Source organism: Sphingomonas cavernae, assembly GCF_003590775.1.
GTDB lineage: Bacteria > Pseudomonadota > Alphaproteobacteria > Sphingomonadales > Sphingomonadaceae > Sphingobium_A > Sphingobium_A cavernae.
In genome coordinates, this window is the sequence record NZ_QYUM01000004.1 from 239,430 (window position 1) to 256,184 (window position 16,755).

General features: G+C 63.9%; 15 protein-coding genes. 9 read left to right on the top strand and 6 right to left on the bottom strand.

Going from position 1 to position 16,755, the window contains the following annotated elements:
* The first annotated feature begins 75 nt into the window (after positions 1-75).
* On the top strand, positions 76-1,035 hold the full coding sequence (locus tag D3876_RS16470; RefSeq protein ID WP_119764358.1) for a 2-dehydropantoate 2-reductase: 960 nt from the start codon (positions 76-78) through the stop codon (positions 1,033-1,035).
* Here the strand turns inward: D3876_RS16470 and D3876_RS21075 are convergent, their stop codons facing one another.
* Both D3876_RS21075 and D3876_RS16480 read right to left on the bottom strand, forming a co-directional pair.
* On the bottom strand, positions 1,036-1,578 hold the full coding sequence (locus tag D3876_RS21075) for a methylated-DNA--[protein]-cysteine S-methyltransferase (RefSeq protein ID WP_119765573.1): 543 nt from the start codon (positions 1,576-1,578) through the stop codon (positions 1,036-1,038).
* A gap of 189 nt (positions 1,579-1,767) precedes the next feature.
* Positions 1,768-3,525: a methyl-accepting chemotaxis protein gene (locus tag D3876_RS16480; RefSeq protein ID WP_119764360.1), complete on the bottom strand. Its 1,758-nt coding sequence runs from the start codon at positions 3,523-3,525 to the stop codon at positions 1,768-1,770.
* 270 nt (positions 3,526-3,795) lie between these two features.
* On the opposite strand from D3876_RS16480, the gene D3876_RS16485 reads away from it, so the two are divergent.
* From D3876_RS16485 to D3876_RS16505, 5 genes are all read left to right on the top strand, one after another.
* Positions 3,796-4,350: a F0F1 ATP synthase subunit delta gene (locus D3876_RS16485; protein ID WP_119764362.1), complete on the top strand. Its 555-nt coding sequence runs from the start codon at positions 3,796-3,798 to the stop codon at positions 4,348-4,350.
* A 2-nt stretch (positions 4,351-4,352) separates the two neighbouring features.
* Entirely contained in the window at positions 4,353-5,882 is a 1,530-nt protein-coding gene (atpA, locus tag D3876_RS16490; protein WP_119764364.1) for a F0F1 ATP synthase subunit alpha, read from the top strand.
* Positions 5,883-5,967: 85 nt separating this feature from the next.
* Positions 5,968-6,846, top strand: a complete 879-nt coding sequence (locus D3876_RS16495) for a F0F1 ATP synthase subunit gamma (protein ID WP_119764366.1) — start codon at positions 5,968-5,970, stop codon at positions 6,844-6,846.
* Positions 6,847-6,870: 24 nt separating this feature from the next.
* Positions 6,871-8,442 (top strand): F0F1 ATP synthase subunit beta, encoded by a 1,572-nt coding sequence (gene atpD / locus D3876_RS16500; protein ID WP_238475419.1) that lies wholly within the window; start codon positions 6,871-6,873, stop codon positions 8,440-8,442.
* A 150-nt stretch (positions 8,443-8,592) separates the two neighbouring features.
* A complete protein-coding gene (locus D3876_RS16505) occupies positions 8,593-8,853 on the top strand; it encodes an ATP synthase F1 subunit epsilon (RefSeq protein ID WP_119764368.1) in 261 nt (86 codons plus the stop codon).
* A 296-nt stretch (positions 8,854-9,149) separates the two neighbouring features.
* On the opposite strand, the gene D3876_RS16510 is transcribed toward D3876_RS16505, so the two are convergent.
* Positions 9,150-9,602 (bottom strand): DUF6265 family protein, encoded by a 453-nt coding sequence (locus D3876_RS16510; protein WP_119764370.1) that lies wholly within the window; start codon positions 9,600-9,602, stop codon positions 9,150-9,152.
* Positions 9,603-9,743: 141 nt separating this feature from the next.
* Here D3876_RS16510 and D3876_RS16515 point away from each other — a divergent pair, with 141 nt between their 5' ends.
* A complete protein-coding gene (locus tag D3876_RS16515) occupies positions 9,744-11,270 on the top strand; it encodes a TadA family conjugal transfer-associated ATPase (protein WP_119764372.1) in 1,527 nt (508 codons plus the stop codon).
* 7 nt (positions 11,271-11,277) lie between these two features.
* Here D3876_RS16515 and D3876_RS16520 read toward each other — a convergent pair whose 3' ends face one another.
* Entirely contained in the window at positions 11,278-12,018 is a 741-nt protein-coding gene (locus D3876_RS16520) for an META and DUF4377 domain-containing protein (protein WP_238475420.1), read from the bottom strand.
* 67 nt (positions 12,019-12,085) lie between these two features.
* A complete protein-coding gene (locus D3876_RS16525) occupies positions 12,086-13,111 on the bottom strand; it encodes a phytase (protein ID WP_238475466.1) in 1,026 nt (341 codons plus the stop codon).
* A 142-nt stretch (positions 13,112-13,253) separates the two neighbouring features.
* Here D3876_RS16525 and D3876_RS16530 point away from each other — a divergent pair, with 142 nt between their 5' ends.
* Positions 13,254-15,536, top strand: coding sequence for a TonB-dependent receptor plug domain-containing protein (locus D3876_RS16530; protein ID WP_119764374.1), 2,283 nt, complete (start codon positions 13,254-13,256; stop codon positions 15,534-15,536).
* Between the two features lie 43 nt (positions 15,537-15,579).
* Here the strand turns inward: D3876_RS16530 and D3876_RS16535 are convergent, their stop codons facing one another.
* Complete coding sequence (locus tag D3876_RS16535) at positions 15,580-15,771, bottom strand: hypothetical protein (protein WP_119764376.1); 192 nt, start codon at positions 15,769-15,771, stop codon at positions 15,580-15,582.
* A gap of 53 nt (positions 15,772-15,824) precedes the next feature.
* Between D3876_RS16535 and D3876_RS16540 the strand changes: the two genes are divergently transcribed.
* A complete protein-coding gene (locus D3876_RS16540; protein WP_119764378.1) occupies positions 15,825-16,646 on the top strand; it encodes a class I SAM-dependent methyltransferase in 822 nt (273 codons plus the stop codon).
* Positions 16,647-16,755: the final 109 nt, after the last annotated feature.

The window sequence follows — 16,755 nt, forward strand, 5'->3', positions numbered from 1 at the left end:
CCTATCTAGTGCATGGCCGCGCCGCGATCATCCCGCACCTTGCGTTCAAAGCGAAACTGTGGCGAGGCGTGCCGCATGAAGGTCGGAATAGTCGGTGCCGGCGCGATCGGCGGATGGATCGGTGCAAAGCTGGCGGACACGGGATCGCCCGTTTCGGTGCTGGCGCGCGGGGCGACGCTCGCCGCGATCCGCGCGAACGGCCTCCTGCTGCACGAGGACGGGGGCAGCATCGCGGCGCCGGTCGCGGTATCCGACAACAGCACGGACCTCGGCCCGCAGGACCTGCTCGTCATCGCGGTCAAGGCGCCCGCGCTGCGCGCAGCGGCCGAGGCGATAAGACCTTTGATCGACGCGCGCACGGTGATCGTTCCGATGCTCAACGGCGTGCCCTGGTGGTTCCTCGGCGACAAACCCGCGCTGCGTCCCGAATCGCTCGATCCCGATGGCGCGATCGGGGCGGTGCTGCCCGGCGATCAGTTGATCGGCTGCGTCGTCCACGCCTCCTGCGCCTCCCCCGAACCCGGCGTCGTCCACCGCCATTTCGGCAAGGGGCTGATCCTCGGTGAGCCTTCGGGCGCGATGACCGATCGGCTCGAACGCGTCGCTACGCTGTTCCGCGAAGCCGGGCTCGACATCACGACGAGCGACCGGATCCAGCAGGACATCTGGTACAAGCTCTGGGGCAACATGACGATGAACCCCATCTCCGCGCTCACGCGCGCCACCGCCGACCGCATTCTTGATGACGACCTCGTGTCCGCCTTCGCGCTCCAGATCATGGCCGAGGCCGCCAAAATCGGGGCAGCGATCGGCTGTCCGATCGCGGAGAGCGGCGAGGATCGGATGCTGGTCACGCGCAAGCTGGGGGCGTTCAAGACGTCGATGCTGCAGGATGTCGAGGCAGGGCGTCCCATCGAGCTCGACGCGCTGCTCGCCGCGCCGCGAGCGATCGGCCAGCGCGTCGGAATCGCGACGCCCTATATGGACGCGCTGCTCGGCCTCACGCGGCTGTTCGATTCGAACCGCGTTCTCTGATCAGTCGAACAGGTCGCGCGTTCGCAGTTCGGCGACGTTTGCGCCTTCGTGGCGCAGCAGCGCCATCTTCATCGGCAGACCTCCGCCAAAGCCGGTGAGCGAGCCGTCGCTTCCCACGACGCGGTGGCACGGCACCACGATCGCCACGGGATTGGCGCCATTGGCTGCCCCCACCGCGCGCACCGCATCGGGGCTGCCGATGCTGGCGGCGAGCGCGGCATAGCTCGTCGTCTCGCCGACCGGGATGGCGTAGAGCGCGTCCCATACGCGCTGCTGCAACGCCGTGCCGCGCGTCGTCCAGCGGATGCGGGACAAAGCGCTCATGTCCCCGTCGCAATAATCGGCCAGCGCCGCCTTGATCGCCGCGGGTGCCTTGCCTTCGCGGCTGACGTTTGTGCCATATTGCCGGCGCAGCGATCCCTCGAGCCAGCTATCCCGACCCGGCAGCGACAATGCGCGGAGCACACCCTCCTCGTCACTCACCAACACCAGCTCGCCGAAACATGTGCTGATCCGGTCGTGCGTCAGGCGGGGTCCATCCATTTCGGTCATCCGGCTTTCTCGAACTCCTCGTTGCGCGCGTAAACGAAAGGGCCTCGATTGAATTGTATCGTCATGCTGAACTTGTTTCAGCATCCATGAACACCGCATCATCAGGTCTTGCGTCGTCAGTGTTCATGGACCCTGAATCAAGTTCAGGGTGACGCAACTGAATCAATCTCGTAGCGCACCCTAGACGGCCTTCACGCCCTCCACCATCCGTGCGATCTCACCACGCAGATACTCGGTCTGGTGCGCAATATCGTCAGCAGTCGCGCTGAGATTGGCGGCCATGCGGCGCGCGGCCTCTGCGCGCCCCCGCAGCCCGATCATGGAACTGGCGGTCTCACGGCTGCCCGAATCGACGAGCGCTATCGAGCCGACGATCTCGCGGCTCGCGTTGCTCTGCTGCTCGACCGCGTGCGCGATGACTTCGGCCGATTGTTCGAGCCCGGTGACCAGCGAATCGATCTGGTGAAAGCTCTGCATCGCGTCGCTCGCGGTCGCACCGATCGTGCCCAGGCGCTCGCCGATCGTAGCGGCCGCCGCCTGCGTCTGACGCGCCAGCCCTTTCACTTCATCGGCGACGACCGCGAAGCCCGCCCCCGCCTGCCCCGCGCGCGACGCCTCGATCGACGCATTGAGCGCGAGCAGGTTGGTCTGCTTGGCGATCCCCGTGATCAGCGTGAGCACGTCGGTGATCTCGGAAACCAGATCGCCGAGCCGGGTCGCGCGGTGCTTGCTGTTCGCCGCCTGGTCGCGCACCGTCCGCGCATTTGCGCGGGCTTCATCGGCATGGTCGCGGATGCGCGCGATCGCTTCGGCCAGCGCCTGCCCGCTATCGGAAACAACGCGCACCGTCGTCGCGGTCTGGTCTGCGAGCGTGGCCGCCGATAGCGCATAGGCTTCGGACACCCCCGCCTCGCTCGACACCGCCGAGGCGGCCGCGCGCATGTCGCCGCCCGCCTGCACCAGATTGGCGACGATTCGCGCAATATCCTGTTCGAAGCGCGCGAACAGCGCGTCGAGTTCGGCGGCACGGCGATCCTTGCTGCGCAGCATCTCGGCGTCGTTCGCGCGCAACTCGCTCTCGATCCTGAGCGCTTCCTGCTCGAGCCGCCGCGCCTCGCCCGCGCGCTCACGCGCGAACAGCAACGCACGGGCGATGTCACCGATCTCGTCGCGACGCTCGAGCCCCGGAATGGCTACGCTCCCCCCGGTCAGCCCGATCTGCCTCGTCGCCGCCGCGATATCCTCAAGCGGCCCGTTGATCTCGCTGGTCGCCGTTTTGACGCCCCAGAAACCGATCCAGAGCGCGATGAGCGTCAGCAACAGCGCGATGGCCCAGGCGAACAGGAAGCCCCATTTCAGCAATCGCCCCTCATGCGCCGCGTCGGCGCGCAGTTCCCCTACGAGATCGCGGCTGCTCGCCATCAACGGATCGACGGCCGCGTAGAGCGGGCCGCTGACGAAGAAGTCGAGATTCTCGATGCGCCCTGAGCGCAGCATCGCCACCAGCCTTGCGGTCGTGCGCTCGGCCTCGGCGCGCGCCAGTTCGATTCGCGCGATATCGCCGGCGCGGCGCGTGCCGAGATCGCTGGAGCGAAACCTCTGCCACGCGGCGTCGGCCTCGGCGGTCGCCGCCTGCACCGCGCCGACCCCGCTTGCCGCGGACATGTTGCCGCTGCGCACCTTGTTCGCGATCGCCAGCGCCTCGGCATAGCCGTTCGAGACCGCCTGGACGTCGCTCATCGGCTGGATGCGATCGTCGAGCAGCGTCGAGACTGCACTCTGCGTCGCGACCGTACTTGCCACCAGCGAAAGCACCAGCACCGCCTGAATCGCGAGCAGCGCGCTCAGGATCAGCTTAAGCCGCCCCTTGATCGACCCGTCGAGCCCAAACCGCACCGCGGTGCGACGGACGCGCGCGAAGCCAGATTCCATTTTCATCGTAATTGCGACCCGGTTTCGATTTGCCCCGGCACCGCCTCTCGCAGCGAATGCTGAAAGCAGGGTTAATTTTGTGTTACACTTCAATGACAGCGGGCGTCCTCCGTCTGCGTCTGCGATCGTTCTTGATCGGCCCCGATCGACGGCGGTTACGCATCTTGCATCGCAGCACAACCGATGCTAGCAGCCGCCCGACCCAGATAGGGGCGCGGTTGCCGCCCCCTTTTCGCATGGGGCCAATTCCGTTTGTTCTTAGGGGACACAAGGCGCGTGGAGACTTCCGGCGGCATTCAGGCCAGCTTAGCAGGGCGATACGCCACTGCTCTTTTCGAGCTGGCGCGCGAATCGAACAAGATCGAGGCTGTTGAAAAGAGCCTCGCCACGCTCAAGGCCGCGCTGTCCGACTCGGATGACTTCCGCCAGCTCACCACGAGCCCGCTGCTTTCGCGCGCCGACGCGGGCAAGGGTGTTGCCGCATCGGCCAAGGCACTGAAGCTCGATCCGCTGACCGCCAACTTCCTCGGCGTGCTCGCGGGCAACCGCCGCCTCGGCGAACTCGGCAACGTGATCCGCGCCTTCACCACGCTTGCCGCGAACCATCGCGGCGAGATGACCGCCGAGGTCACTTCGGCGCACCCGCTTACCGCCGCACAGGTCACCGAGCTCAAGACGCAGCTCAAGACCCGCGTCGGCCGCGACGTTTCCGTCGATCTTTCCGTCGACCCCGCCATTCTCGGCGGCCTCGTCGTCAAGATCGGCTCGCAGATGATCGACAGCTCGATCAAGACCCGTCTCAATTCCCTCGCGCACGCGATGAAAGGCTGAACATGGATATCCGCGCCGCAGAAATCTCGAAGGTCATCAAGGACCAGATCGCCAATTTCGGCACCGAAGCCCAGGTTTCCGAAACCGGAACCGTGCTTTCGGTCGGTGACGGCATCGCCCGCATCCACGGGCTGGACAACGTCCAGGCCGGTGAGATGGTCGAGTTCGCCAACGGCATCCAGGGCATGGCGCTCAACCTCGAAGCCGACAATGTCGGCGTCGTGATCTTCGGCACCGACAGCGAGATCCGCGAGGGCGACACCGTCAAGCGCACGGGCACCATCGTGGACGTCCCCATCGGCAAGGGCCTGCTCGGCCGCGTCGTCGACGGCCTCGGCAACCCGATCGATGGCAAGGGCCCGATCAAGTACACCGAGCGCAAGCGCGTTGAAGTCAAGGCGCCGGGCATCATCCCGCGCAAGTCGGTGCACGAGCCCGTGCAGACCGGCCTCAAGGCGCTCGACGCGCTCGTCCCCGTCGGCCGCGGCCAGCGCGAGCTGATCATCGGCGACCGTCAGACCGGCAAGACCGCCGTCGCGATCGACACCTTCATCAATCAGAAGGCGGCCAACGCGGGCGACGACGAGAGCCAGAAGCTCTATTGCATCTATGTCGCGGTCGGCCAGAAGCGCTCGACGGTTGCGCAGATCGTCAAGCAGCTCGAAGAAAATGGCGCGATGGAATATTCGATCGTCGTCGCCGCGACCGCTTCGGAGCCGGCCCCCCTCCAGTATCTCGCGCCCTACACCGGCGTGACGATGGGCGAGTATTTCCGCGATAACGGCATGCACGCCGTGATCGTCTATGACGACCTTTCCAAGCAGGCCGTCGCCTATCGTCAGATGTCGCTGCTGCTGCGCCGCCCGCCGGGCCGCGAAGCCTATCCCGGCGACGTCTTCTATCTCCACAGCCGCCTGCTCGAGCGCGCTGCGAAGCTCAACGACGACAACGGCAATGGCTCGCTGACCGCGCTGCCGATCATCGAGACCCAGGCGGGCGACGTTTCGGCGTACATCCCGACCAACGTGATCTCGATCACCGACGGCCAGATCTTCCTCGAGACCGATCTGTTCTTCGCGGGCATCCGCCCTGCCATCAACGTGGGTCTGTCGGTGTCGCGCGTCGGCTCGGCCGCGCAGACCAAGGCGATGAAGAAGGTGTCGGGCTCGATCAAGCTCGAGCTCGCGCAGTACCGCGAAATGGCTGCCTTCGCGCAGTTCGGCTCGGACCTCGACGCTTCGACCCAGAAGCTGCTCAACCGCGGCGCGCGCCTGACCGAGCTGCTCAAGCAGCCGCAGTTCAACCCGATGCCCTTCGAGGAGCAGACGGCGTCGATCTTCGCGGGCACCAACGGCTATCTCGACACTATCCCGGTCGAGGCGGTGACGCGTTACGAGGCAGCGATGCTGGCCGATCTGCGCGCCAATCACGCCGGCGTGCTCAAGACGATCCGCGAGACCAAGGATCTGGGCGACGAGGTCAAGGGCAAGCTCAAGGCTGCTCTCGACGCGTTCGCGAAGACCTTCGCGTAAGAAACCGTGTGTCCCGGCGAAGGCCGGGACCCAGACTGGACCCCGGCCTTCGCCGGGGTGCTAAAAGGGACGAATGTAGGGACACATGGCTAGCCTCAAGGCCCTCAAGATCCGTATCGGCTCGGTGAAGTCGACGCAGAAGATCACCAAGGCGATGAAGATGGTCGCCGCCGCCAAGCTGCGCCGCGCGCAGGAAGCGGCGGTCGCCGGTCGTCCCTATGCCGAGCGCCTCGAAAAGGTGATGGGCAGCCTTGCCTCCAAGGTGACCATCAGCGCATCGAGCCCCAAGCTCCTAGCGGGCACCGGCAGCGATCAGGTTCACCTGATCATCGTCGCGACCTCGGAGCGCGGCCTTGCGGGCGCGTTCAACACCAACATTGTCCGCGCCGCACGCAAAAAGGCCGACGAGCTGGTCGCAGCCGGCAAGACCGTGAAGTTCTACATCGCCGGCAAGAAGGGTCGCGCGGTGATCAAGCGCTTCCACGCCAAGCAGATCCTCGCCGATCATGAGATGGGCCACATCAAGAACGTCGCGTTCACCGATGCGCAGGCGCTCGCCGAGGATGTCATCCGCCGCTACGAGGCGGGCGAGTTCGACGTCGCGCACCTGTTCTACGCGAAGTTCCAGTCGGCGCTCGTCCAGATCCCGACGGGCCAGCAGATCATCCCCGTGCCGCTTCCCGAGAGCAGCGCCGATACGGGTTCGGGTGCGGCCGTGGAATATGAGCCCGACGAGGAATCGATCCTCGCCGACCTGCTTCCGCGTAACGTCGCGATCCAGATCTTCCGCGCGCTCCTCGAAAATGCCGCGTCCGAACAGGGCAGCCGCATGAACGCGATGGACAACGCCACGCGCAACGCGGGCGACATGATCAACCGGCTCAGCATCCAGTATAACCGGACGCGCCAGGCCGCGATCACCACCGAACTCGTCGAAATCATCTCCGGCGCCGAAGCGCTCTAAGAATTACAGGCAAGGAAAACCGTCATGGCTACCGCACCCAAGACCACCAAGGCACCCGCCGCCAAAAAGGCTGCGGCGCCCAAGGCCGCTGCCCCCAAGGCTGCGGCGAAGACCACCGCGCCCAAGCCTGTCCCGAGCGGGGCCGAGGGGGCCGCCGTATCCGGCGCCACCGGCCGCATCAGCCAGGTCATCGGCGCGGTCGTCGACGTGACCTTTGAGGGTCGCCTTCCCGCGATCCTTTCGGCGCTTGAAACCGACAATAACGGCAACCGCCTCGTCCTCGAGGTTGCTCAGCATCTCGGCGAGAACACGGTTCGCACGATCGCGATGGACTCGACCGAGGGTCTGACGCGCGGTCAGGCCGTCGCCGACACCGGCAGCCAGATCCAGGTGCCCGTTGGCCCCGCGACACTCGGCCGCATCCTCAACGTCATCGGCGAACCGATCGACGAGCGCGGCCCCGTCGGCACCGACATGCGCGCGCCGATCCACGCCAAGGCCCCCGAATTCGTCGACCAGTCGACCGACAGCTCGATCCTCGTCACCGGCATCAAGGTCATCGATCTTCTCGCCCCCTATGCGAAGGGCGGCAAGATCGGCCTGTTCGGCGGCGCGGGCGTCGGCAAGACCGTGCTCATTCAGGAACTGATCAACAACATCGCCAAGGGCCATGGCGGCACCTCGGTGTTCGCGGGCGTCGGTGAACGTACCCGCGAGGGCAACGACCTTTACCACGAGTTCCTCGACGCTGGCGTTATCGCCAAGGACGCCGACGGCAACGCGATCTCCGAAGGTTCGAAGGTGGCGCTGGTGTTCGGCCAGATGAACGAGCCGCCGGGAGCTCGTGCGCGCGTCGCTCTCTCGGGCCTGACGATCGCCGAATATTTCCGCGACCAGGAAGGCCAGGACGTGCTCTTCTTCGTCGACAACATCTTCCGCTTCACGCAGGCGGGCGCAGAGGTGTCTGCGCTTCTCGGCCGTATTCCTTCAGCGGTGGGCTATCAGCCGACCCTGTCGACCGACATGGGCGCACTGCAGGAACGCATCACCTCGACCAACAAGGGCTCGATCACCTCGGTGCAGGCCGTGTACGTCCCCGCGGACGATCTTACCGACCCTGCTCCCGCAACCTCGTTCGCCCACCTTGACGCGACGACCGTGCTTAGCCGCGCGATCTCCGAGCTCGGCATCTACCCCGCGGTGGATCCGCTGGACTCGACCAGCCGCGTTCTCGAGCCGCGCGTCGTCGGTCAGGAGCATTATGAGACCGCGCGTGCGGTTCAGTCGCTGCTCCAGAAGTACAAGTCGCTTCAGGACATCATCGCGATCCTCGGCATGGACGAGCTCTCCGAAGAGGACAAGCTGACCGTCCAGCGCGCCCGCAAGATCCAGCGCTTCCTGTCGCAGCCCTTCCACGTCGCCGAGGTGTTCACCAACATCCCCGGCAAGTTCGTGGCGATCGAAGACACCATCAAGTCGTTCAAGGCGGTTGTCGACGGCGAGTATGACCACCTGCCCGAAGCGGCCTTCTACATGGTCGGCGGCATCGACGAGGCGGTCACCAAGGCGCAGAAGCTGGCTGCGGAAGCGGCGTAACCGAGTTCCCCTCCCGCTCGCGGGAGGGGGGTTCCAAAAAACGGACATGCTCCAGCATGTTCGTTTTTGAAACCGGGTGGGCCTGTTTTGAGGCCTGCCCATTCCCACCCCCGACCCCTCCCGCAAGCGGGAGGGGAGTGAGAAAAACGAATGGCAAGCCTCCACTTCGAACTCGTCACCCCCGAAAAGCTCGTCCGCTCGGAGGAAGTCCACATGGTGGTCGTCCCCGGCACCGAGGGCGAATTCGGCGTGCTCGCCGGCCACGCGCCCTTCATGTCGACGATCAAGGACGGCGATCTCGCGATCTATAAGAGTGAGAATGCCGAGCCGGTAAAGATCCGCATCGAGGGCGGCTTTGCCGAGGTCAACGAAAAGGGCCTGACGGTGCTGGCGGAGAAGGCGGAAGTCTGATCGCCTCCCAATGCGCTTTTGAAGGGGCGGTGCGAAAGCGCCGCCCTTTTCTGTTTCAGCACCAGCCCGAAACTAAAGCATCGAGCGTAAAATGTGCATCATGATGCCGCTCATCCTGAGGAGCCGTTGAGCGAAGCCGAAACGGCGTCTCGAAGGACGCACTGAGCTGATCCTTCGAGACGGGTCTTCGCCAAGCTCAGCCCCTCCTCAGGATGAGCGGTTCTGATTTACGCTGGATGCCATAGAAAAACATCGTGTCATTCCCGCTTTCGCGGGAATGACACCGAGGGGGAGATCTACTTCCGCTTATACTCCCAGCGCACCGCCCTGCTGCCGTCGGCCATTGCGATTTCACCGATCAGCAGATCGCCCTCGCGCCAGTAGCGGACGCGCTGGGGATAGTCGTTCTCGCGGTTGTGGAAGGTGACGCCGGACGTCGCATCCGCACGCCACGCAAAGGGAGTCCGCTTCACGCCATTGGGCGACGCCCAGAAGGTCATACCGTCGCCCGACGGAGCGGCGATGATCTGCATTGCCTCCCACAGGTCCACACTCTCGCCCTTGCCGCTCCGGCTGCTCCCCAGCATCATGCCGCCCCGCGCGCCCGTCCAGCATTCCTCGGTCCAGCGATCACCGGCATTCTGCTCCCAGCAGCCGGCCATCCAGCCCGGCAAGGCGGGCTCCTTTTCCGCCGCGCCCATCAACATCGTCGACGCAGCCACCGCGATCAGAAAATGTCGCACCGCCATTTGACCATCCTTCCTCAATCCTGCGCGCTTTTGACACATCGGCTCGAGAATCGCCGAAATTAGGCAATTGTCAAAGTTTCCGCCCTATTCACCTTTTCCATCAATGCCCGTTGGGGGCCGGACAAGGGATTGCAGGCAGGCATGAGCGCATTCGGAAAACGGGGTGGAATCGGTGGCGGCGCGAACAGTCGGCCGTCCTTCGGTGTGGCGCGCCCGATGCAGGGCGGCGGCATTCCGCCCAAGGGACCAAGCGAACCACTCGGCGGCGCGCAATTTCCGCCACTCGATCCCGGCGCGATCGCGTCCGAAGACATGGCGGCATCGCCGGTAACCCAAAGCGATGCGATGAACCGGCTCGACAGCCGCATGAACGACGTTCACACGCATTCGAGCAAGGTCGAAGGCTTCGAGGCCTCGGTCCACAAGATCAAGGAACAGGTGCTGCCGCGCCTGCTCGAACGCGTCGACCCCGAGGCGGCCGCCACGCTCAACAAGGACGAGCTGGCCGAGGAATTTCGTCCGATCATCGGCGAGGTGCTCGCCGAACTGAAGCTGACGCTCAACCGCCGCGAACAGTTCGCACTCGAAAAGGTGCTCGTCGACGAATTGCTGGGCCTCGGGCCACTCGAAGAGCTGCTCTCCGATCCCAACATTTCCGACATCATGGTCAACGGTCCCGAGCAGACTTACATCGAACGCAAGGGCAAGCTCGAGATCGCGCAGATCCAGTTCCGCGACGAGGAGCATCTGCTCCAGATCGCGCAGCGCATCTGCAACTCGGTCGGCCGCCGCGTCGACCAGACCACCCCGCTTGCCGACGCCCGCCTGAAGGACGGCAGCCGCGTTAACGTGATCGTGCCGCCGCTGTCCTTGCGCGGCACCGCGATCTCGATTCGTAAGTTTTCGGACAAGCCGATCACGCTCGACATGATGGCGGGCTTCGGATCGATGAGCCCCAAGATGGCGACCGCGCTCAAGATCGCGGGCGCCTGCCGCTTCAACATCGTCATCTCCGGCGGCACCGGCTCGGGCAAGACGACGATGCTCAACGCGCTGTCCAAGATGATCGACCCCGGCGAACGCGTGCTGACGATCGAGGACGCCGCAGAACTTCGCCTGCAGCAGCCGCACTGGCTGCCGCTCGAAACCCGCCCCGCGAACCTTGAAGGTCAGGGCGCGATCAGCATCCGCGATCTGGTGATCAACGCGCTGCGTATGCGTCCCGATCGCATCATCCTCGGCGAAATTCGCGGCAGCGAGTGCTTCGACATGCTCGCCGCCATGAACACCGGTCACGATGGCTCGATGTGTACGCTTCACTCCAACTCCCCACGCGAAGCACTGGCGCGTATGGAGAACATGGTGATGATGTCGGACATCAAGGTGCCCAAGGAAGCGATCTCGCGTCAGATCGCGGACTCGGTCGACCTCATCGTCCAGGTGAAGCGCCTGCGCGACGGTTCGCGCCGTACCACCAACATCACCGAGGTGATCGGGATGGAAGGCGACGTGATCGTCACGCAGGAACTCTTCAAGTTCGAATATCTCGACGAGAGCCCCGACGGGAAGATCATCGGCGAATATCGCGCAATGGGCCTGCGCCCTTACACGCTCGAAAAGGCCAAGCAGTTCGGCTTCGACCAGCCCTATCTCGAGGCGTGCCTCTGATCGTCGTTCAGCGCGCGGGACTGACCACGCGCTGTTCGATCACCTGATCGAGCGTCCAGCGGATCGAGGATGCGTCCGCGGGCGGATTGTCGACCTTCTCCTCGATGATCCGCAGCCGGTATTCGATTCCCGGCTCGGGCTCGAAATCACCGATCGGGCCATAGTGAAGCTGCCAGCGATCGGTTTCTTTCTCGCGTATCTGAAGGCAGGTCATCGGAGCCACGCCTGTGCACGGCCTGGTTTCGGCCGAAACATAGATGAACTTGCGCGGCGCACTGGCCGCGGGTTTGTAAGCCGCCTGATAGGTCAGCGTGACGCCGTTCGCGCTGTTGAGGATCAGCCTGTCGCCGCTCAGACTGAAGCCCGTCACCGCGCTCAGCGCATCGACATAGGCCCGCTCCATCGTCATTGCGGGCTCCGGGCACGCCATCATCGTCGAGGCCATCGTCCCGCGCCCCGCGCCCATCTTCAGCGAACTGCCCTCGGCCTGGTAGCCGCCCATCACACGGTTGCACATGGTCGAGCTGGAAAAGCGGTGATTTGCAGGATCGAAGTCGAGCCGCAACCTTTTGCCCCCGGGCGCCGTCTTGCCCGTCCATTCGACAAGGTCCCAGTGGCTTGCGCCGAGCGCTGCGGCGGCGTCGGGCTGGCTCATGGTCGCGGGCCCTCCATTGGCCGGCTGGGCGCAGCCGGCGAGCAGCGCTGCAAGGCCGCCGAGTATCAGGCCGGTGGCGCGATTGATCTTCATCGGTTTACTCCTTCTACACGTTGAAGACGGTGTTACCGAAATCCAGATTAATCGCGCCTTTAGCACATCAGCGCAGACCAAACGCCTTCTTGATGTCGTCCCATGCCAGCAGCTTGAAATTTTGCGCCTTTGGCAGGTTGTGCCCGTCCTGCGCAACGAAAAGGCCGCCGGGATAGTCTGGCCCGAAATCACCGGGGATCAGCTCGATCCCGTCGGTCTCCTCCACGCCGCCAACCTTGCCCGGGGCGATCCGGAAGCGTCCCACATAGCTGTCGTCTTCCAGACGATAGAGCACATAGGCATTGTCGCCCTGGCTCGAGACGATGAGATAGCCGCCCGTCTCGCCCTCGGTCGCGATCGCCAGCCCCTCGGCATCGGCGACGAGGTTGCGTCCATCGACGGCCGCGATCCTGGTCGCTTCGGTCGATCCCGCTGGATTGGCGTCGAAACGCCACAGGCCGACATCTTCCTCCGCGACATACAGCCGCCCGGTACGCTCATCAGCGACGCAGCCCTCGGACTGCGTGCCCAGCTTCAGCGTGCGGACGATTCGCCCCCTGGGTGTGGCGCCGGCGACGTCGAGCTCGACCTGATTGATTGTACCGTCCTTGGCCACCATGAAGGCATAGAGCGCCGCCGTGGTGCGATAGAAGCACACGCCATAGGCCTCCCCCGCCCCCGACGCGACGTTGCCGAGCGGCGCAAGCTGCGCGGTCGCCGGATCGAGCCGGAACAGCGCGATCTGCGAATTGGCGAGATCGTTGCGGTCACTCGCAGCGACTAGAATGCCCGGCGTCCCCGCGATCGCCACATCGGCGCGCAGATCGACATTGTTGACCGCACCCGCGTCGATGAAGAAGCGGTCGGCGCCATCGAGGCCATAAACGTGCAACCCCGCCTTCTTGTCGGTGCCGACGATCAGGCTCGCGCGCGGATCGGCAGCATTGCGCCAGATCGCCGGATCGTCCGCCGCGTCGGCATTGGCGGTCGCGACCGCCGCCGTCTCGCCCCGCGCCTGAACCGACACCGCCGGCGTTGCCTTGGCGATCAGTATCTCGGTGCTCGGCTCAGTCGCGCATCCGGTGATTGTCACAAAACTGCAAAGTGAAGCAATAAAACTGAAATAATTCTTTCGCGAATAGGTCACGGTTCACCCCTAATGGCCGCTTTCGTCGGTCGAAATACACGGTTTATCTCCGGCGTCAATTTTCTGTTATTTGCGGTTAGGGGCAATAATGAACAAGAAAAAGCTGCTGCTTCTTGGAAGCGCACTCATTCCTTTGCTTATCGCTGGGCCGGTCATGGCCGAAACGGCTGATTCAGCCGAAAGTGATGAGCAGGTTCGAGCATCGGACATTATCGTCAATGGCGCGATCGAGTTCCGCAACCGCACCGAGGACGTGAACCCCGTCCTGTCCTACGACCTCGAATATTTTCAGCGTTTCGAACCCGTTTCGGTCGGCGAGATGCTCAAGCGCGTGCCCGGTGTCACCTTCACTTCGGATGTGCTCGAATATGACGGCGTTCAGATGCGCGGCCTGCCCCCCGGCTTCACCCAGGTTCTGATCAACGGCCGCCGCGCGCCGGGTGGCGAGGCTGACGGCGCCTTTTTCGTCGATCGCCTGCCCGCCGAGCTGGTCGAGCGGATCGAGCTGGTCCGCGCCCCCCGCGCCGACCAGCCCAGCGATGGCATCGCCGGAACGCTCAACGTCATCACCAAGGAATCAGCCACGTTCGAGGGCGGCTTCATCAAGGGCGGAATGCTGATCAACGAGGATGGCGGCGTGCGTCCCTCCGGCGCGATCGCCTGGGCGGGCCGCCTCAGCGATTCGACGAGCATCTGGGCGGGCTTCAACTATCAGGAGCGCCGCAATCCCAAGGAGAAGGTCTCCTACCGTTTCAGCGGCGAGCCGACCACGAGCGACAAGAGCTTCCCCGGCAATCCCGCCACGAGCAACTACATCACCGATCCGGAATTCGACAATTTCGAAGCGCAGGACGACACCCGCGACGGTACCGACATCTCGGGCAATATTGAGCTCACATCGCAGTTCGGCGATGGCGGCCAGTTCCGTATCGGCGGCCTGTTCGTCAACACCGACCGCGACGAGGACGAAACCTCGGTGACGCTGGAAGGCGAAGATCTGGACTTCGACGAGGTCGAGACCCAGCATGAGGACATTGACCAGAAGACCTACGCGATGACCATGGATGCCCGCGTGCCGCTCGGCTTCGCTGAATTGGGCCTCGCAGCAGGCTGGTCCGGCTTCCGCGAGGATACCGACGTCACCGTCTTCGTGGGCGATAATGCCGATGATTTCACCGATGTCGAACTTGATGACGAGGATTCGATCAGCATCAAGGACGACGAGTTTACGGGCACGATCAGCCTCACCTTCGGCAGGGACACGCCGCTTGAAATCAAGCCCGGCCTCGATCTGCTCTCGAAAACGCGCGATGGCGGCCAGTCAGGCACGTTCCTCGAAAGCGACTTCTCGATCGATGAAAACCGCTACGCCCCTTATGTCCGCGCAACCTTCAAGCCCAGCGACGAGATCACCGTCGACGCTGGTCTGCGCTACGAGATCACGCGCCGCAACGTGCGTGGCTTGCAGCAGGTAGAGGACGACAATGGCGACGAGATCATTCTTCCCGTCCGCAACTCCTACAACGATGAGGATCTGAACCCCTCGCTCCACCTCCGCTATGCGCCGAGCGCGAACGATCAGTTCCGCCTTTCGATGGCACGCACGGTTCGCCGTCCCAACTATGACCTGATCTCGCCCATCCAGGAGTTCGAAACGCCGGGTGATGATGACAGCACCATTGGCAATCCCGAGCTTCGCAACGAAAAGGCCTGGGGCGTCGATCTCGGCTATGAGCGTCGCCTCGGCGGTAACGGCATCGTCGGCATCAACTTCTTCTACCGCGACATCAAGGATCTGATCGAGCATGTCGCGATCGAGGATCTGGGCGATGGCAATCTCTACACGCCGCGCAATATCGGCGATGGCCAGACCTGGGGCATCGAGATCGATTTCTCGGCGCCGCTCACCGTCTTCGGCATGCCCGATACCGGGCTTTTCGCGAACTACACCTGGCTGGACAGCGAGACGACCGACCCCTTCACCGGCGAGAAGCGACGCTTCAACAATCAGCCGCACCATATCTACAATGCGGGCTTCATCCAGACGGTGCGCAGCGTGGACGCCAGCTTTGGCATGACCATTTCCGGCCGCAGCAAATCGCTTGAATCCAATTTCGACGAGACGATATCGCTGCGCTACGATCCCGATCTGGAAGCCTTTGTCGAAAAGCGTTTCGGCAAGAACTTCGTGCTCCGTCTCTCGGCGCAGAACCTCCTCAATCGTGTGAAGAAAGAGGACTTCCGCAAATATGACGGCGACAGCCTTCAGCAGGTGCTCGACGCGCGCGCAGCGGGCGATCTCGACGAATATGAGATCGAGCGCGAACGCGCAGGCCGTCTCTTCCAGGTGACGCTGCGCGCGGCGTTCTGACGCGCCTTGGTCCGGCTGCGGTTCATTGACCGCTGCCGGACACCTATTGATGCAGCTTGAGCGCCACGGCGGTCAGCACGAGCGCGGCCATCACTGAAAACAGCGTGATCAGCGTCCAGGGCATGAAGCCTACCTTGTCGAGATCCTTGCGGTTCTGGCGCTTCCTGTCGGCAAAGTTGGCAAAGGCGGTCAATGCGACGAACGCGCCAACAAATCCCCAAAGCTGCACTTGCATGACCCTTTCCGCGCCGTCACTATTCCGCGTCTTCAAATAGGAGAGGAGTTTCGATGCGCCAGTACCTTGTGGCCTCCGCCGCGCTGTTTTTTGCGAGCACGCCGCTCGCCGCGCAGACCGACCATTCGGCGCACGCGGGCCATGCCGCAGCGCCCTCGACCGAGCTTGCTGCCGCGATCGCTGCGCCCAATCGCAGCGACGCCAACAAGGCCCGCGACAAATATCGCCACCCCGCCGAAACACTCGCCTTTTTCGGCGTGAAGCCAACCGATACCGTGGTCGAGGTCAGCCCCGGCGGCGGTGGCTGGTATACCGAGATTCTCGCGCCCTATCTCGCAAAGGGCGGCACGCTCTATCTCGCCCAGCCCGAAGGCAGGTATCTCACTTCGTTGAAAGCCAAGGTCGCGGGCGACCCCGCAACCTATGGCAAGGCCAAATGGGCCGATTTCCCGATGACCGCGGCAACCGTGCCCGATGGCAGCGCGGATGTGTTGCTAACCTTCCGCAACGTCCATAACTGGATCATGGACAAGGATCCGACGCTCGCCGAGCGCGCCTTTGCCAGCTTCTTCCGCACATTGAAGCCAGGCGGCGTTCTGGGCGTGGTCGACCACCGCCTCCCCGAAAGCAGCGACAGTGCGCTCGAAAAATCGAGCGGCTACACCAAGCGCAGCACGATCGTGGCGCTCGCGCAAAAGGCGGGCTTCAAGCTCGCCGGTGAATCGGAGATCAACGCCAATCCCAAGGACAAGGCCGACGGCAAGGTCTGGCGGCTGCCTCCCACGCTCGGCGAAGGCGACGCCAATCGCGAAACCTATGTCGCGATCGGCGAAAGCGACCGGATGACGCTCAAGTTCGTCAAGCCCGCAAAATAGCGCACTCCCCTTAGCCCTCTCCCGCCTTCGCGGGGGGGTATAGTGATAGCGCTTTGAATGCACACATATGACCACAACTGCACGGATGGATACCGCAAGGTAGCTATGT

Coding starts and splice junctions, on each gene's coding strand:
- D3876_RS16470 (WP_119764358.1), top strand. CDS start 76: ATGAAGGTCGGAATAGTCGGTGCCGGCGCGATCGGCGGATGGATCGGT.
- D3876_RS21075 (WP_119765573.1), bottom strand. CDS start 1,578: ATGGATGGACCCCGCCTGACGCACGACCGGATCAGCACATGTTTCGGC.
- D3876_RS16480 (WP_119764360.1), bottom strand. CDS start 3,525: ATGAAAATGGAATCTGGCTTCGCGCGCGTCCGTCGCACCGCGGTGCGG.
- atpA (WP_119764364.1), top strand. CDS start 4,353: ATGGATATCCGCGCCGCAGAAATCTCGAAGGTCATCAAGGACCAGATC.
- D3876_RS16495 (WP_119764366.1), top strand. CDS start 5,968: ATGGCTAGCCTCAAGGCCCTCAAGATCCGTATCGGCTCGGTGAAGTCG.
- atpD (WP_238475419.1), top strand. CDS start 6,871: ATGGCTACCGCACCCAAGACCACCAAGGCACCCGCCGCCAAAAAGGCT.
- D3876_RS16505 (WP_119764368.1), top strand. CDS start 8,593: ATGGCAAGCCTCCACTTCGAACTCGTCACCCCCGAAAAGCTCGTCCGC.
- D3876_RS16510 (WP_119764370.1), bottom strand. CDS start 9,602: ATGGCGGTGCGACATTTTCTGATCGCGGTGGCTGCGTCGACGATGTTG.
- D3876_RS16515 (WP_119764372.1), top strand. CDS start 9,744: ATGAGCGCATTCGGAAAACGGGGTGGAATCGGTGGCGGCGCGAACAGT.
- D3876_RS16520 (WP_238475420.1), bottom strand. CDS start 12,018: ATGAAGATCAATCGCGCCACCGGCCTGATACTCGGCGGCCTTGCAGCG.
- D3876_RS16530 (WP_119764374.1), top strand. CDS start 13,254: ATGAACAAGAAAAAGCTGCTGCTTCTTGGAAGCGCACTCATTCCTTTG.
- D3876_RS16535 (WP_119764376.1), bottom strand. CDS start 15,771: ATGCAAGTGCAGCTTTGGGGATTTGTTGGCGCGTTCGTCGCATTGACC.
- D3876_RS16540 (WP_119764378.1), top strand. CDS start 15,825: ATGCGCCAGTACCTTGTGGCCTCCGCCGCGCTGTTTTTTGCGAGCACG.